The 13,732-nt window shown below is 65.9% G+C and carries 9 protein-coding genes and 4 tRNA genes; 7 read left to right on the forward strand and 6 right to left on the reverse strand.

All coding sequences use genetic code 11. The features are described from left to right. Nucleotides 1–135 precede the first annotated feature (135 nt). From SOM28_RS17910 to SOM28_RS17925, 4 genes are all read left to right on the forward strand, one after another. A complete protein-coding gene (locus SOM28_RS17910) occupies nt 136–1,104 on the forward strand; it encodes an IS1595 family transposase (protein WP_320468933.1) in 969 nt (322 codons plus the stop codon). A gap of 229 nt (nt 1,105–1,333) precedes the next feature. Next, a complete protein-coding gene (locus SOM28_RS17915; RefSeq protein ID WP_320468934.1) occupies nt 1,334–3,274 on the forward strand; it encodes a TOL_0244 family TonB-dependent receptor in 1,941 nt (646 codons plus the stop codon). Nucleotides 3,275–3,290: 16 nt separating this feature from the next. Continuing rightward, the gene (locus tag SOM28_RS17920; protein WP_320468935.1) at nt 3,291–3,878 is read left to right on the forward strand and encodes a TOL_0243 family YfiR-like periplasmic protein; all 588 of its coding nucleotides are present in this window, start codon (nt 3,291–3,293) and stop codon (nt 3,876–3,878) included. Continuing rightward, nucleotides 3,875–5,770 (forward strand): sensor histidine kinase, YfiR-like protein-associated, encoded by a 1,896-nt coding sequence (locus SOM28_RS17925; protein ID WP_123071779.1) that lies wholly within the window; start codon nt 3,875–3,877, stop codon nt 5,768–5,770. The genes SOM28_RS17920 and SOM28_RS17925 overlap by 4 nt, the downstream gene beginning before the upstream one ends. 75 nt (nt 5,771–5,845) lie before the next feature. Here the strand turns inward: SOM28_RS17925 and SOM28_RS17930 are convergent, their stop codons facing one another. Together SOM28_RS17930 and SOM28_RS17935 are read right to left on the reverse strand one after the other, a co-directional pair. Next, nucleotides 5,846–6,394 (reverse strand): FxDxF family PEP-CTERM protein, encoded by a 549-nt coding sequence (locus tag SOM28_RS17930; RefSeq protein ID WP_123071780.1) that lies wholly within the window; start codon nt 6,392–6,394, stop codon nt 5,846–5,848. Nucleotides 6,395–6,803: 409 nt separating this feature from the next. Continuing rightward, nucleotides 6,804–6,880 (reverse strand) — tRNA-Arg (locus tag SOM28_RS17935). Nucleotides 6,881–7,039: 159 nt separating this feature from the next. Here SOM28_RS17935 and SOM28_RS17940 point away from each other — a divergent pair. Further along, on the forward strand, nt 7,040–7,501 hold the full coding sequence (locus SOM28_RS17940) for a hypothetical protein (protein WP_123072075.1): 462 nt from the start codon (nt 7,040–7,042) through the stop codon (nt 7,499–7,501). A gap of 53 nt (nt 7,502–7,554) precedes the next feature. On the opposite strand, the gene SOM28_RS17945 is transcribed toward SOM28_RS17940, so the two are convergent. From SOM28_RS17945 to SOM28_RS17960, 4 genes are all read right to left on the reverse strand, one after another. Further along, a tRNA-Arg gene (locus tag SOM28_RS17945) sits at nt 7,555–7,631 on the reverse strand. Nucleotides 7,632–7,687: 56 nt separating this feature from the next. Next, on the reverse strand, nt 7,688–8,335 hold the full coding sequence (locus SOM28_RS17950) for an NUDIX hydrolase (RefSeq protein ID WP_320468936.1): 648 nt from the start codon (nt 8,333–8,335) through the stop codon (nt 7,688–7,690). A 76-nt stretch (nt 8,336–8,411) separates the two neighbouring features. Then, nucleotides 8,412–8,488: transfer RNA gene (locus SOM28_RS17955), tRNA-Arg, on the reverse strand. 145 nt (nt 8,489–8,633) lie between these two features. Then, nucleotides 8,634–8,710: transfer RNA gene (locus tag SOM28_RS17960), tRNA-Arg, on the reverse strand. Between the two features lie 181 nt (nt 8,711–8,891). On the opposite strand from SOM28_RS17960, the gene SOM28_RS17965 reads away from it, so the two are divergent. Further along, nucleotides 8,892–12,716: a two-component regulator propeller domain-containing protein gene (locus SOM28_RS17965; RefSeq protein WP_320468937.1), complete on the forward strand. Its 3,825-nt coding sequence runs from the start codon at nt 8,892–8,894 to the stop codon at nt 12,714–12,716. Beyond that, complete coding sequence (locus SOM28_RS17970; protein WP_320468938.1) at nt 12,713–13,723, forward strand: GlxA family transcriptional regulator; 1,011 nt, start codon at nt 12,713–12,715, stop codon at nt 13,721–13,723. The genes SOM28_RS17965 and SOM28_RS17970 overlap by 4 nt, the downstream gene beginning before the upstream one ends. The last annotated feature ends 9 nt before the right edge of the window (nt 13,724–13,732 follow it).

The raw sequence follows: 13,732 nt of genomic DNA on the forward strand, positions 1-13,732 counted from the left end.
CCGCTGTTGCGGCCAGTGGCAAGCAGGGGAGGCGTTCGAGTAAAAAAGGCGCTGTCATCGTTAAATATGGATGAGGATTGAACTGCTGAGCTGACCCGCGGTCCAATCCCGGTCGCCATCGATCGGGAGCGCGCCATGAAAGCGCCGAAGTTTGAGGAGTTATTCGCCCAGCTGGCGCTGCTGAACCAGCCTCAGCGTCAGCAGGTGCTCGCCGCGCTGCATCCTGCAGCCGGGCTCGACCGGGTGGTTGCCCTTATCGGCCAGATCCGGTCAAACGGGCGGTGTTGCCCGGATTGCGGCTGCAAGCGTTGCCACCGGCATGGTCACGCTAACGACCTGCAACGCTTTCGCTGTTGCGCATGCGGACGCACTTTCAACGACCTGACCGGCACGCCATTGGCGCGGCTCAGGCACAAGGGCAAGTGGCTCAATTATCTGGACACGGTGCTCGATTCCCGCACAGTCCGCTCTGCGGCCAAGCGGCTCGGCGTGCACCCGAACACGACCTTTCGCTGGCGCCATCGCTTTCTCGACCGGGTCAAGGACGACCGGCCCGAGCGCCTGGTCGGCATTGTCGAGGCCGACGAGATGTTCCTGCTCGAATCGCAAAAAGGTTCGCGCAAGCTCAATCGCCGGCCGCGCAAGCGCGGCGGCAGGGCGGCCTTACGCGGCATTTCGCACGACCTCGACTGCATCCTGGTGGTGCGCGACCGCAGCGGGCAAACCATCGACGCCGTGACCGGACGCGGTGCCTTGAAGGTGGCCCAACTGGTCAAGCACCTGCTGCCGAAACTCGATCCCCAGGCGCTGCTGGTCACCGATGCCAGCGCCGCCTATCCCGCCTTCGCCCGTGCCTATGGCGTCGCCCACCAGACCGTCAATCTCAGTGCCGGCGAACGCGTCCGCAACGGCGCCGAGGGCGCCATCCATGTACAGAACGTCAACGCCTACCACCGGCGCTTGAAGGAATGGCTGGCGCGCTTCCATGGCGTGGCCTCACGCTGGTTACCCAACTATCTGGGCTGGCATTGGGCGCTAGATGGCGGGCGTGTCACTTCCGTCGAGCAATTGCTGCGTCTTGCATTCGGGGTCATCAACAGATAACGATGACAGCGCCCAAAAAAAAGCCCGCATCGTGAGAGGCGGGCTGAATCTATTTCCTAGGAGGAGAATAGAGGAGACAGGTGAATGATGCTGCATTGCGTCAAATCAGTCCAATTTATATTTCCAATACCAGTCATAGCCTTAATAAATATCCCTCAGGGAATGTCAAGTGCGCACTGTAGCGTGTGCGCACTTGGTGCATGCGTGAAAATGTTCTAGGATGGCAACTATGTCATCCTCTACGTTGCTTGTCCGCGCCGGTATCGCGCTGTTGTCCTGCGCCTGCGCCGTGCAGGCACAGGCGCGGCCGCTCGACGCGCCGCCGGGCCAGGCCGTGCCGCTCGCCGACTATTCCCTCGAACAGCTATCCGACATCGTGGTGACCTCGGTGTCGCGCCAGGACGAAGCCCTGGGGCGCGCGCCAGCCTCCGTCTACGTGATCCAGGGCGCCGAGATCGCCCGTTCCGGCGCCACCACCCTGCCCGAGGCGTTGCGCCTGGCGCCGAACCTGCAAGTGGCGCGCATCGGCGCCGGCTCGTATGCGATCAGCGCGCGCGGCTTCCTGTCGCCTCTGGCCAACAAGCTATTGGTGATGGTCGATGGCCGTAGCGTCTATTCGCCGCTGTTTTCCGGCGTGTTCTGGGAAATGCAGGACGTGGCGCTGGAAGACGTGGAGCGCATCGAAGTGATCAGCGGTCCCGGCGGCACGGCCTGGGGCACGAATGCCGTCAACGGCGTCATCAACGTCATTACCCGCAGCGCCGCTCAGACCCATGGCGGCCTGGCGACGGCGCATGCCGGCGCCGGCGAAAAGGGGGCGAGCGTGCGCTATGGCGGGCAGCTCGAGGGCGGGCCGCACTGGCGCGCCTATGCGCGCGGCATGGACGTCGATGGGTTCGCGCTCGATGCGGGCGGGCCGGATGCCGGCGGCATGCGGCGCCAGCAGGCGGGTTTCCGCCTCGATTGGGAGGCCGAGGCCCTTGATGCCACGTTCAGCGGCGACGTCCACGACGGCCGCCTGCGCGCCGGCGGCGATCAATCGCGCACCGAGACGTCGGGCGCCAACCTGCTGGGACGGGTCGAGCATCGAGTGGACGAGAACCAGAGCGTGCGCCTGCAGGCCTGGATCGACCATGCGCGGCGCGACCAGCAGGGCGTCGGCGCCCAGCGCCTGGACACGTTCGACGTCGAGGCCCAGCACATGCTGCGCCTGGATGGCCACAACCTGGCCTGGGGCGGCGGCTATCGCTACAGCCGCGACCGGATCGATAACGGCCCCTTGCTGCGCTTCACGCCGGCGCGCCGCAGCCTGCGCTGGTCGCACCTGTTCGTGCAGGATGAAGTCACGGTGGCGCAGGACGTGCGCGCCAGCGCCGGTGTGCGCATCGAACACAATGTATATACGGGCAGCGAGGTGCTGCCCAGCCTGCGCCTGGCATGGGACGTCGATGCGCGCTCGATGCTGTGGGCGGCGCTGTCGCGCACGGTACGCGCGCCGTCGCGCATCGACCGCGATTTCTACGTCATCGACCCGCTCGATCCGAATGCCTTCCTGGTCGGGGGCGGCGCGGACGTGGTGTCGGAGACGGCGCGCGTGGCCGAGCTGGGCTACCGCTCCCAGCCGCTGCCTTCGCTGTCGTGGTCGGCCACCGCCTTCTATACGGATTTCGAGCGTCTGCGGACGCTTGAGCGGAACGCTGCGGGCGCCAATCCGCCAGCTGCTTATGTCCTGCAAAGCCTGGGCAAGGGCGCGCTGCGCGGCGTCGAGCTGTGGGCCAGCTGGCAGGCCGCGCGCGGCTGGCGCCTGCATGCGGGAGCGGTGCTGCAGGACGTGGACGTCGGGCGCGAGCCGACCAGCCGCGACAGTACCGGCCTGAGTTTTCTTGCCGGCAATGATCCGCGCGTAACCTGGACCGTGCGCAGCGCGCACGAGCTGAACGCCCGCCTGCGGGCCGATCTGGCGCTCCGTTACGTCGCGGATATGCCACAGGCGGCCCTGCCAAGCTATCATGAGCTTGATGCGCGGTTGGCATGGCAGGTACGCCCCGATCTCGAGATCGCCCTCGTCGGGCGTAACCTGCTGCACCGACGCCACGCCGAATTCGGCGCGGCGGGCAGCCGCCAGCTGATCGAGCGGACTGTGTTCGCCAGCGCGGCGCTGCGTTTTTGACTGGCCAATGGATTCCATGACTATCACTCAACCTGAACGCCCGCAGCGCCGCCTGGCATGCCGGGCCTTGGCGCTGCCCCTGCTGCTGGCCGGCGTCGGCGCGCCCCTGCTGCCGGTGGCCGCCCAGTCTGCGGCGCCGGCGCTCGAGCGGCGCGTGAAGGCGGCTTTCCTGTATAAATTCCTCGGTTACGCCGATTTTCCGCCGCAGGCCTTCGCCGACGCCGCCACGCCCTTCACCCTGGGCGTGTTCGGCGCCGACGACATGGCGGCCGAGCTGACGCGGATCGCCACCGGGCGCATGGTGGCGGGGCGCACGATCGTCGTGCGCGCGCTGCGCGAGCAAGACCTGGCCCAGCCGGTGCACCTGCTGTTCGTGGCCGGCCAGGACGAGGCGCGCACGGCGCGCCTGCTGCGCGGCTCGCCGGCCTGGCTGACCGTGAGCGAATGCGAAGGCTGCCTGCAGCACGGCAGCGTGATCAATTTTACGATCGTCGATGAGCGCGTCCGTTTCGACGTTTCGCTCGATGCGGCGGAAAAGAAGAATGTGAAGCTCAGTTCGCGCCTGCTGACGGTCGCGAACCGCGTGCAGAAAGGAGCCTCATGATGCCAATGCACGATACCGGTTCCGTCCGGAGCAAATTGATCTTGATGGCGGTGGCCACCACCGTGGTGGCCCTGCTCACCGCGGGCGTGGCGATGCTGCTGCTCGACCTGCGTACCTTCCAGCGCTACTGGATCGACGATCTCACCACCCAGGCCGACATCGTCGCCAGCGTGACCGCGCCCGCGGTCTCGTTCAACGATACGGCCGACGTCACCCAGAGCCTGACCCTGCTGCGCGTGCGTCCGCAGATCGTGGCGGCCGCGGTCTACACCGCCAACGGCACCCGCTTCGCCACCTATGTGCGGCCCGACGTGCGCGCCCAGTTGCCCGAGCGCCCCGAGCCGGCCGGCTATCGCATCGAGCGCGGCGAAGTCGTGCTGTACCGCGACATCGTCGAGAACGGCGAGCGGATCGGCACCGTCTACCTGCGTTCGCGCTACGGCGTGCTGGACCGGGCCCTGAGCTATGGCGCCATCCTCGGCGGCGTGCTGCTGGGCGCCCTGGTGATCGCGGCCCTGGTGGCGTCGCGCCTGCAGGCCTCGATCACGCGGCCGCTGGAGGCCGTCACCGACGTCGCGCGCCAGGTGATGCTGCGGCGCGATTTTTCACTCCGGGTGCCGGGCAAGGAGAAGGGCGAGATCGGCGTGCTGGTCGAAGCCTTCAACGACATGCTGGCCGAGATCGGCCGCCGTTCGGACGCGCTGCAGGCGGCCAACCGCACGCTCGAACACGAGATGGAAGTGCGCCAGCGCGCCGAAGGCGCCCTGATCGTGGCCGACCGCCGCAAGGACGAATTCCTGGCCACCCTGGCGCACGAGCTGCGCAACCCGCTGGCGCCGATCCGCACCGGCCTGGACATCCTGCGCATCCGCAGCGGCGACGCCCAGGCCACCCAGCGCGCGACCGACATCATGGAACGCCAGCTGCGCCAGATGGTGCGCCTGGTGGACGATTTGCTGGACGTCTCGCGCATCAATACCGGGAAGTTCACCATCAAGATGGGACGGGTCGAACTGAAGGCCGTCGTCAACGACGCGCTGGAAGTGGTGCGCTCATATATTGAGCTGCACGGGCACGAGCTGGTGCTGGAGCTGCCGGACCGTCCGGTATTCCTGCATGGCGACGCCACGCGCCTGGCGCAAATCCTGTCGAACCTGCTGAACAACGCCGCCAAGTACACCAACCGCGGCGGCAAGGTGATGCTCAGGGGCGGGGTGGAGGACAAGACCCTGGTGCTCGAAGTGGCCGACACCGGCATCGGCCTGGCGCCGGACATGCTCGATTCGGTGTTCGAGATGTTCGTGCAGGTCGATTCGACCCTGGAACGCAGCAATGCGGGCCTCGGCGTGGGCCTGTCGCTGGCGCGCAAGCTGGTCGAGCTGCACGGCGGCACCATCACCGCCCACAGCGAAGGCCCGGGCCTGGGCAGCCGCTTCCTGGTGCGCCTGCCGATCGTGGTCGAACCCGAGCCGCCGACCAAGCCGACGCCGGCCGCCTTCATCAGCACCGAGAGCTACCGCATCCTGCTGGCCGACGACAACGTCGACTTCGTCAACAGCATCGGCGCCTTGCTCACCGCGATGGGCCACAGCGTGGTGATCACCCATAACGGCCCGGATGCGCTGGCCGCGGCGGCGCGCTTCTGCCCCGACTATGCCTTCCTCGACATCGGTCTGCCGCATATGTCGGGCTACGACCTGGCGCGCGGCATCCGCAAACTGCCGAGCGGCGCGCTGACGGTGCTGATCGCCGTGACCGGCTGGGGCCAGGAAAAAGACCGCCAGCTGGCCTTCGAGGCCGGTTTCGACCACCACATGGTCAAGCCGGTGCGCTTCGAGCAGATCGAGGAAATCCTGGGCACGCGCAGCGTCGTCAAGAAGCTGCGCACATAACAGGGTGGGGCACATAAAAAACGGAAGCGCTGAATGCGCTTCCTTTTTTTTTGCGTGCGGCAGGCTGGCGGGGTGTCAGTCCTGCTTCGCGCGGCGGCGGTGCGCCAGGAAACCCAGCACGCCCAGGCCGCCCAGCATCATTCCGTACGTGCCGGGCTCGGGCACTGGCGCCAGCGCCACTGCGCCGCCAAAGCTGGCGCCGTCGGCCGACAGCAGCTCGCCGCTCACCTGCAGGTAATAGTCGCCGGCTCCCAGATTGTCGCTGGCGAGCGACCACAGGTCGATGGCGCCGGCTTGCACTTCCTCGCCCGCGGTGATGAGTACGTCGTCGGCGCCGTACAGGGCCAGGCCGGTGATGTCCAGGCCGACGTCGCCGCTGCGGCTGCTCGACGCGACCACGGCATCCAGGTTGTGGCCGATCGTGCTCGCGATCGTGAAGGTGAACTGGTCGGCGAAGGTGTTGCCCTGGTTATCGGCGGCGAAAGAGTCGCCGAAGTAGGCGGTCAGATCGACCAGGTCCAGTGCTTGCGGCGAATCACCGATGACGTCCTGCGCCATTACGGCGGAAGAACCGAACGACGACGCGCCAGCCAGCACCATTGCAGCAATGAGAGATCGTTTCATGTCTTTCCTCGCTAAGAATCAGCCGCGACCTGCAGGCTGGGTTGAGAGACCGGAACTTCATGCTAACAAAAGGGCAAATAAATACATCCCCCGGCGATAGTGTGCTTATGGAACAAGAAATTTGTTCTCATGAGTAACTATTTGCTCGCGCGATAGCTATCGAATGCGTCTTCATAGGAGAGCGCCGCTATCTGGTGTTGTAGAGCAGAAAACGCCCGCCGTTTGCTCGACATATGTAAGCGAAGTCCTACGAAAACTACTGGTGCTCTCCGGCGCAGAGGCCGTTGCCGGGGTGGGAATGGGGCTGAACAGCGCGAAAGGGATGAGCGCCAATGGCTCTGACGCATTGCTGCGAGTGGAAAAGAAAAATGGCTCAGAATTTCTTCTGAGCCATTCTCTTTGAAACAGTTGGTGCGGCTGGCAGGAATCGAACCCACGACCCCTTGGTTCGTAGCCAAGTACTCTATCCAGCTGAGCTACAGCCGCCCGAGGCACGCATTATAGCGGCATGTGACGAGTTGGCAAAGTGCGTGGCAGGCGGTCTTGCTTGCTCGGCAGTTCTGTCCGCTCTACACTGGACTTTTTGGCGCTTGTAGCGAGACGCCAGATCCATACCTCAGGCCCCGACATTCGCAGGAACTTCAAATGAATATCGTCTTCATAAAAGGCGCCGGAAAATTCGACCAGATGCAGACCATCCGTCCCGGGCATGCGCCCGAGGTGATCGATTGTCCGAAGCAGGGCATCATCCCGCACGATATGGTGCATTACGCCGTCGAGCACACGCTGGATGTGCGCGGCTTCCTGACGCGGGTGAGCGAAGGCGAGGCCGCCGATTTTCAGATGCAGGGCGAACCATTGAGCGATGCGGTCGAGCGGCTTGTCGAGGTCGTCCAGGGCGACCAGTGGTCCGGCGGCCAGTCGCCCGCAGCGGATCTGATCGAGATGTATCGCGTCACCTGCGACGCGCGATCGTGCCCCATGCTGAAGATCGATGAGGCAGACATCGCCGCGGTGCGCGCCACGATCGCCGACCTGAGCGCGAGATGGGAGGCGCTACCGGTTGGTGGTCGGCTCGAGCTCGGTTTCTCGCACGAGCCCGGATAGCCGAAAAGAAAAATGGCTCAGAATTTCTTCTGAGCCATTCTCTTTGAAACAGTTGGTGCGGCTGGCAGGAATCGAACCCACGACCCCTTGGTTCGTAGCCAAGTACTCTATCCAGCTGAGCTACAGCCGCCCGAGGCACGCATTATAGCGATGCTTGCTCGTCTTGGCAAAGGATTATCGGGGAAATTATTTCGCCAGTGATTGCATCAGTGCGTCGATGACCGTCCGGTCGTTAGGATTGCACAACATCGCAGGCAAATTCGCTTGCGGAACCAGGTGAACGGCCTGGCTCTCCCATCCCATCAGCGCCGGATTGCCGCCGACCCGGCGCGCCAGATAGTAGCGGGTATAGGTCAGCGTGCGTGTGCTGTCGACCAGGTGCGCCAGGATCTCGACCCGCAGGCCGGATTCCTCGAACGCTTCACGGATGGCCGTGGCTTGCAGGTTGACGCCAGGATCGACCCGGCCTTTCGGGAAGGTCGCATCGTAGCCGCCGAAGCGGTTCGACGGCGACACCGCCCACACGCGGCCATCGGCTTCCACGATCACCACGCCTGCCGCCGGGGATTTCGACGGCGGCAGGTCGAAGGCCGGCTCGGCGATATCGGCCTGGCCCGCGACTTCGCTCCATGCAGCACTGGTGGCGGGCGCGTCGATCCACGGCGCGAACGGCACGCCGTTCAGCATCGGGGGCAGGGCGCCGAGCGGGATGACGGTCGCGATCCGTGCGGGGTCGAGCCAGGTGTCGGGTGCGCTCGGCAGCGACGGCCGGGTAATGAGCACGGGCTTGCCGTGCTCGTTGGGCTGGGGATGATGGACGGCGGCGTCGTTCATGAGGATGGCTGAAGCAAAAGTGCGGGCGCAAAGCAATAAGGGCACTTCTTGCGAAGTGCCCTTATCTGAAGAAGGTTGGTGCGGCTGGCAGGAATCGAACCCACGACCCCTTGGTTCGTAGCCAAGTACTCTATCCAGCTGAGCTACAGCCGCCCAATGCAGGCATTATAGCGGGAGGCGGGCGTCTTGGCAAAGGTTCATTGCCGAAGAGCGTAGCAGGCCAGGAAACCGGTCCCGACAAATCCCCGGCGGATAAAGAAAAAGGGCCAGATCTTGCGATCTGGCCCTTCGTATTTTCTGGTGCGGCTGGCAGGAATCGAACCCACGACCCCTTGGTTCGTAGCCAAGTACTCTATCCAGCTGAGCTACAGCCGCCCGAAGCACGCATTATAGCAGCGGGCTATCATTTCTGGAAGACTCAAAATATTTCACCTAAGCAAACTCCTCTGGTAGATTGGATGCCAGGATCATTAATTGGATTGCCATGCCGGATTTCTCCACTGTCCGCGCCACGTCGTGTCGCTGCGTGCTCCTGTTCTTGCTGGGCGTTCTAGGCATGCTCGCTGCGACGCTGTCCAAGGACGCGGGCGCCGCCCAGCGCAGCCTGCGCTTCGAGCGGCTGTCGGTCGACGACGGCCTGTCCCAGCATTCGGTGATCAATATCTTGCAGGACCGCCAGGGCTTCATCTGGTTCGGCACCCAGGCCGGGCTGCACCGTTTCGACGGCTACCGGATGACCGTGTACCGCAACGACACCAACGATCCGGGCAGCATCCCCGACAACTATGTGTCCGCCTCCTACGAGGATCCCCAGGGTAATCTGTGGTTCGGCACCAAGGGCGGACTCGCGCGCCACGACCCTGCCACCGGCCGCTTCCAGCGCCATGCGCTGACCGATGAAGGGCGCAGCGTGCTGCGTTCGGTGGTGGCGATCGTGCCGGGGCCGGATGGCGCGCTGTGGCTGGCGACCACCGACGGCGTGGTGCGCTTCGACCCGGCCACCGGCCGGCATCGAAGCTATGTGCACGACCAGGAGAACCGCGCCAGCCTGCGCGACGATCGCGTCAATGCGCTCGCCTTCGACAATGCGGGCGCCCTGTGGGTGGGCACGGCGACCGGCCTGGACCGGATGGAGCCGGGCGGCGGCCGATTCACCCACTTCGCGCTCGCGCCCCCGTCCGACGTCAAGGGCAACACGGTGCTGGCGCTGTCAATGGGGCCGCGCGACACGCTGTGGATCGGCAGCGCATCCGGGCTCGAAGCCTGGCGGCTGGACGAGGCAGCGCCGCAGCGCCGGCGCATGGGCGCGGCCGAGGGCCTGGGCGACGTGCACATCCGGACGCTTTACCACGACAGCGGGGCCCAGCTATGGGTCGGCACCGAGACCGACGGCCTCAAATGGCTCGACCCCTCCAGCGGCCGCTTCATCAGCTACCGCAACGCGGCCCAGGACCCGCACAGCCTGTCGGACAACCAGGTGCCGGCGGTGCTGGTCGACCGCACCGGCACGCTGTGGGTCGGCACGTATTTTGGCGGCATCAACCGCACCGACCTGGCCAGCGGCGGCTTCGCGCGCTATGGCGATACCGAGGGCATCGGCCGCGCGCGGGTGCGCGCCATCGCCGGCGACTCCTCCGGCCGCCTGTGGGTCGGCACCGTCAGCGATGGCCTGATGCTGCTCGACCCCGCCACCCGCCAGGCCAGCCGCGTGCGTGGCGCGCTGCTGGGCGACAGGGTGACCGCGCTCGCCAGCGCCCGCGGCCGGTTGTGGATCGGCACCCCGACCGGCCTGCTGTGGCGCGCCCCGGACGGACGCATGGGCCGGGTGGCGCTGGCCCCCGGACCGAACGCCAGCCATGTGCAGGCGATCCGCGCCGGCCGTGACGGCACTTTATGGGTGACGACGCGCGACGGCCTGTCGGCGCTGGCGCCCGGGGCCGAGACCACGCGCAGCTGGCGCAACGATCCGCTCGACCCCACCAGCCTGGGCGACAACTATGGCCGCGCGCTGCTGGAAGACCGGCACGGCATCCTGTGGATCGGCACCGAGTCGGGCCTGGAACGGTTCGATCGCGCCACCAATACCTTCACCCGCTTTCGCAACGACCCGTCCGATCCGGACACCTTGCGCCACAGCCGCGTCAACTACCTGCACGAGTCGCGCTCGGGCGAGCTGTGGGTCGGCACCGCCGGCGGGCTGCACCGCATGATGCGCGACGGCGAGCGCACCTGGTTCCGCTTCTATCCCTTCCCCGATGCCGGCGAGGCGCCCTCGGTCGGCGCCATCCTCGAGGATGACGACGGCATCCTGTGGGTCAGCTCCACGGCCGGGATCACGCGGGTCGATCCGGTCAATGGCCAGACCAAGAGCTACTCGGCCAAGGACGGCCTGATCGATGGTTCCTATTTCGTCGGCTCGGCCTGGCGCGGCGCCAACGGGCAGATGCATTTCGGCGGCATCAACGGGATGACCTCGTTCCAGCCCGCCGAAGTGAGAGATAACCCGTTTCCGCCGGCGGTCGCGATCACCGACCTGCTGGTACTGAACAAAACCCGGTCCATCCCCGACCTGCCGATCCGGCGCGAGATCACGCTGTCGCACCGAGACACCGTGTTCACCCTCGAATTCGCGGCCCTGCACTACGCCGACCCGCAGGGCAACCGCTACGCTTACCAGTTGGCGGGCTTCGACCAGGGCTGGGTCGACACCAATGCCAGCCGGCGCTTCGCAACCTATACCAACCTCGATCCGGGGCGCTACGTATTCCGGGTCCGGGCCAGCAACAAGGATGGCTTGTGGAGTCCGGACGCCGCCACGCTGGCGATCACGATCACGCCGCCATACTGGAAGACCTGGTGGTTCCGCACGCTGGCGGCGGCCGCGGTGCTGGCGCTATCGTACCTGGCCTACCGGCTGCGGGTGCGCGCGCTGGTCGAGCAGAAAGGGCTGCTGGCGCGCGAGGTCCATGCCCGCACCGCCGAACTGCTGTTGCAGAAGGAGGCGGCCGAACGCGACAAGCGCGAAGTCGAGCGCCAGAAGGAATCGGTCGAGCGCGCGCACCGCAATATCGCGCTGCTGTCCGACATGGGCCGCGTGCTGACCGCGAACCTCGACAACGAGGCCATCATGAACACGCTCTATCAGCACGTGGTGGCGCTGATGGACGCGCCGGTGTTCGCGGTCGCGCTATGGCGCGCGGAGCGGGGAATGCTCGAGCTGCCGTACGCGATGATGGTGGGACGGCGCATGGCGCCGCGCGAACTGCGCTTCGATCCGGCGCGCCACCTGCTGTCGTGCTGCGTGGCCGAGGGCCGCGAATTCCTGCTGATCGACGTCGAGGCGGAACTGCCGGCCGTGCTGGCGCACCCCGTCGATGCGGTCGACGCGGTGGCGGTGTCGGGCACGGCGGCGCTGGCGCCGCGCTCGCTGCTGTGCGTGCCGGTGACGGTGGGCGATCGGGTGCTGGGCGCGGTGACGGTCCAGAGCCGCCAGCCCGGCGCCTACGGCCAGGTCCACCTCGACATGCTGGGCACCCTGGCCGCCTACGTCGGCGTGGCGATGGACAATGCCGAAGCCTATCTGCGCCTGAAGGAAACCCAGGCCCAGCTGGCCGCGCAAGAGAAACTGGCTTCGCTCGGTTCGCTGGTGGCGGGCGTGGCGCACGAGCTCAACACCCCGATCGGCAACAGCCTCTTGATGGCCAGCACGCTGCAGGAGCGCACCAGCGCAGTGGCGGCGCGCTTCGCGCACGCCACGCTCAAGCGCTCCGACCTGGAAGACTATATGGCGGCCTCGAAAGAGGCGTCGGAGCTGATCGTGCGCAGCCTGCACAATGCGGCCGAACTGGTGAGCAGCTTCCGCCAGGTCTCGGTCGACCAGGCCAGCGCCCAGCGCCGCCGCTTCGACCTGGCCCAGGCGTGCCACGAAATCGTGGCGACGCTGATGAATACGGTGCGCCTTGCCGAACACCGCCTGCTGCTCGACGTGCCGGCCGGGATCGTCATGGATGGATTCCCCGGCCCGCTGGGCCAGGTCCTGATCAACTTCGTCAACAACGCCATGCTGCACGCCTTCGAGGGGCCGGGCGGCAGCATGACGATCGGCGCCGTGCTGCACGACGGCCGGGTGACCATCACCTTCCGCGACGATGGCCGCGGCATCGAGACGGCCCATCTCGGCCGCATCTTCGATCCCTTCTTCACCACCCGCATGGGGCAGGGCGGCACCGGGCTGGGCCTGAACATCGTCTACAACATCGTCACGAGTCTCCTTGGCGGGACGATCCGGGTCGAAAGCACGCCCGGCGCCGGCACGCTGTTCGTGCTCGACCTGCCGCTGCATGCGCCGGACGCGCCGGCGGCCGAGGCTGGGCCGGCATGAACAACACACCCCAAGCCAAGCCTCGTCACCGTATCCTTCTTGTCGGCTTTCCACCTGCACAAATGCTCGACATCAGCGGGCCGCTCGACGTATTCACGATCGCTAACGAGTTGAGCGAGGCGGCAGGTTGCGGCGCACCCTACCAGATCGACCTCGCGGCTCCCAGCGCCGGTGCGTTGATGACCACATCCGGCGTATCCTTGCAGGCCGAATTCAGCCTGCTCGATACAACGTTGAGGCCGGATACTGTACTGGTATGCGGTGGGCGTGGCGCTCGCGTGGCATCGCGCGATGCAGGCCTCGTCAAGGCGCTTGCAACGCTCTGCGATCGCGCGCACCGGGTCGGCTCGATCTGTACCGGCGCGTTTCCGCTGGCCGCCACGGGCGCGCTCGACGGTCATCGCGCAACGACGCACTGGGGACACTTCGACGAATTCTCCGATCAATTCCCGCACATCGACATCGACCGCGATGCGCTGTTCCTCAGTGCAGGAAAATGTCATACATCGGCTGGGGTTACTGCCGGTATCGACTTCTGCCTGTCGCTCGTCGAGAAGGATCTTGGCCGTGCGATCGCTCTGTCGGTCGCTCGGGAACTGGTCGTCTTCATGAAACGGCCGGGTGGCCAATCCCAGTTCAGCACCTTGTTGATGCACGATGCCGCCGGGACCGGCGCCGGGAAGGCGCCATTTGCGGAACTCGTCAGTTGGATGGCTGAGCACTTGACCGACGATTTGTCGGTCGACGTGCTGGCCGGGCGAGTTGCAATGAGCCCCCGACATTTTGCCCGGCGTTTCAGCGTGGCGCTGAAGGTCGCGCCAGGCCGCTACGTGCAGATGCTGCGGCTCGAAGCTTCCCGCCGCCTGCTGACGGAAAGTACCTTGTCCGTCAAGCAGATCGCGGACCGTTGCGGGTTTCAGTCGGTCGAGACGATGCGTATTGCATTTCAGCGTAATCTGAATACCTCGCCATCCGAGTTCCGCGACCGGTTCCAGACGATTGAGTAGCCCGCTGGC

Origin of the sequence: Massilia sp. CFBP9026 (genome assembly GCF_034045165.1) — a bacterium.
Lineage (GTDB): Bacteria > Pseudomonadota > Gammaproteobacteria > Burkholderiales > Burkholderiaceae_D > Telluria > Telluria arenae.

What these genes read in the sequence shown, in the direction of transcription:
- SOM28_RS17910 (WP_320468933.1), top strand. Translation starts at nt 136, where the DNA reads ATGAAAGCGCCGAAGTTTGAGGAGTTATTCGCCCAGCTGGCGCTGCTG.
- SOM28_RS17915 (WP_320468934.1), top strand. Translation starts at nt 1,334, where the DNA reads ATGTCATCCTCTACGTTGCTTGTCCGCGCCGGTATCGCGCTGTTGTCC.
- SOM28_RS17920 (WP_320468935.1), top strand. Translation starts at nt 3,291, where the DNA reads ATGACTATCACTCAACCTGAACGCCCGCAGCGCCGCCTGGCATGCCGG.
- SOM28_RS17925 (WP_123071779.1), top strand. Translation starts at nt 3,875, where the DNA reads ATGATGCCAATGCACGATACCGGTTCCGTCCGGAGCAAATTGATCTTG.
- SOM28_RS17930 (WP_123071780.1), bottom strand. Translation starts at nt 6,394, where the DNA reads ATGAAACGATCTCTCATTGCTGCAATGGTGCTGGCTGGCGCGTCGTCG.
- SOM28_RS17940 (WP_123072075.1), top strand. Translation starts at nt 7,040, where the DNA reads ATGAATATCGTCTTCATAAAAGGCGCCGGAAAATTCGACCAGATGCAG.
- SOM28_RS17950 (WP_320468936.1), bottom strand. Translation starts at nt 8,335, where the DNA reads ATGAACGACGCCGCCGTCCATCATCCCCAGCCCAACGAGCACGGCAAG.
- SOM28_RS17965 (WP_320468937.1), top strand. Translation starts at nt 8,892, where the DNA reads ATGCTCGCTGCGACGCTGTCCAAGGACGCGGGCGCCGCCCAGCGCAGC.
- SOM28_RS17970 (WP_320468938.1), top strand. Translation starts at nt 12,713, where the DNA reads ATGAACAACACACCCCAAGCCAAGCCTCGTCACCGTATCCTTCTTGTC.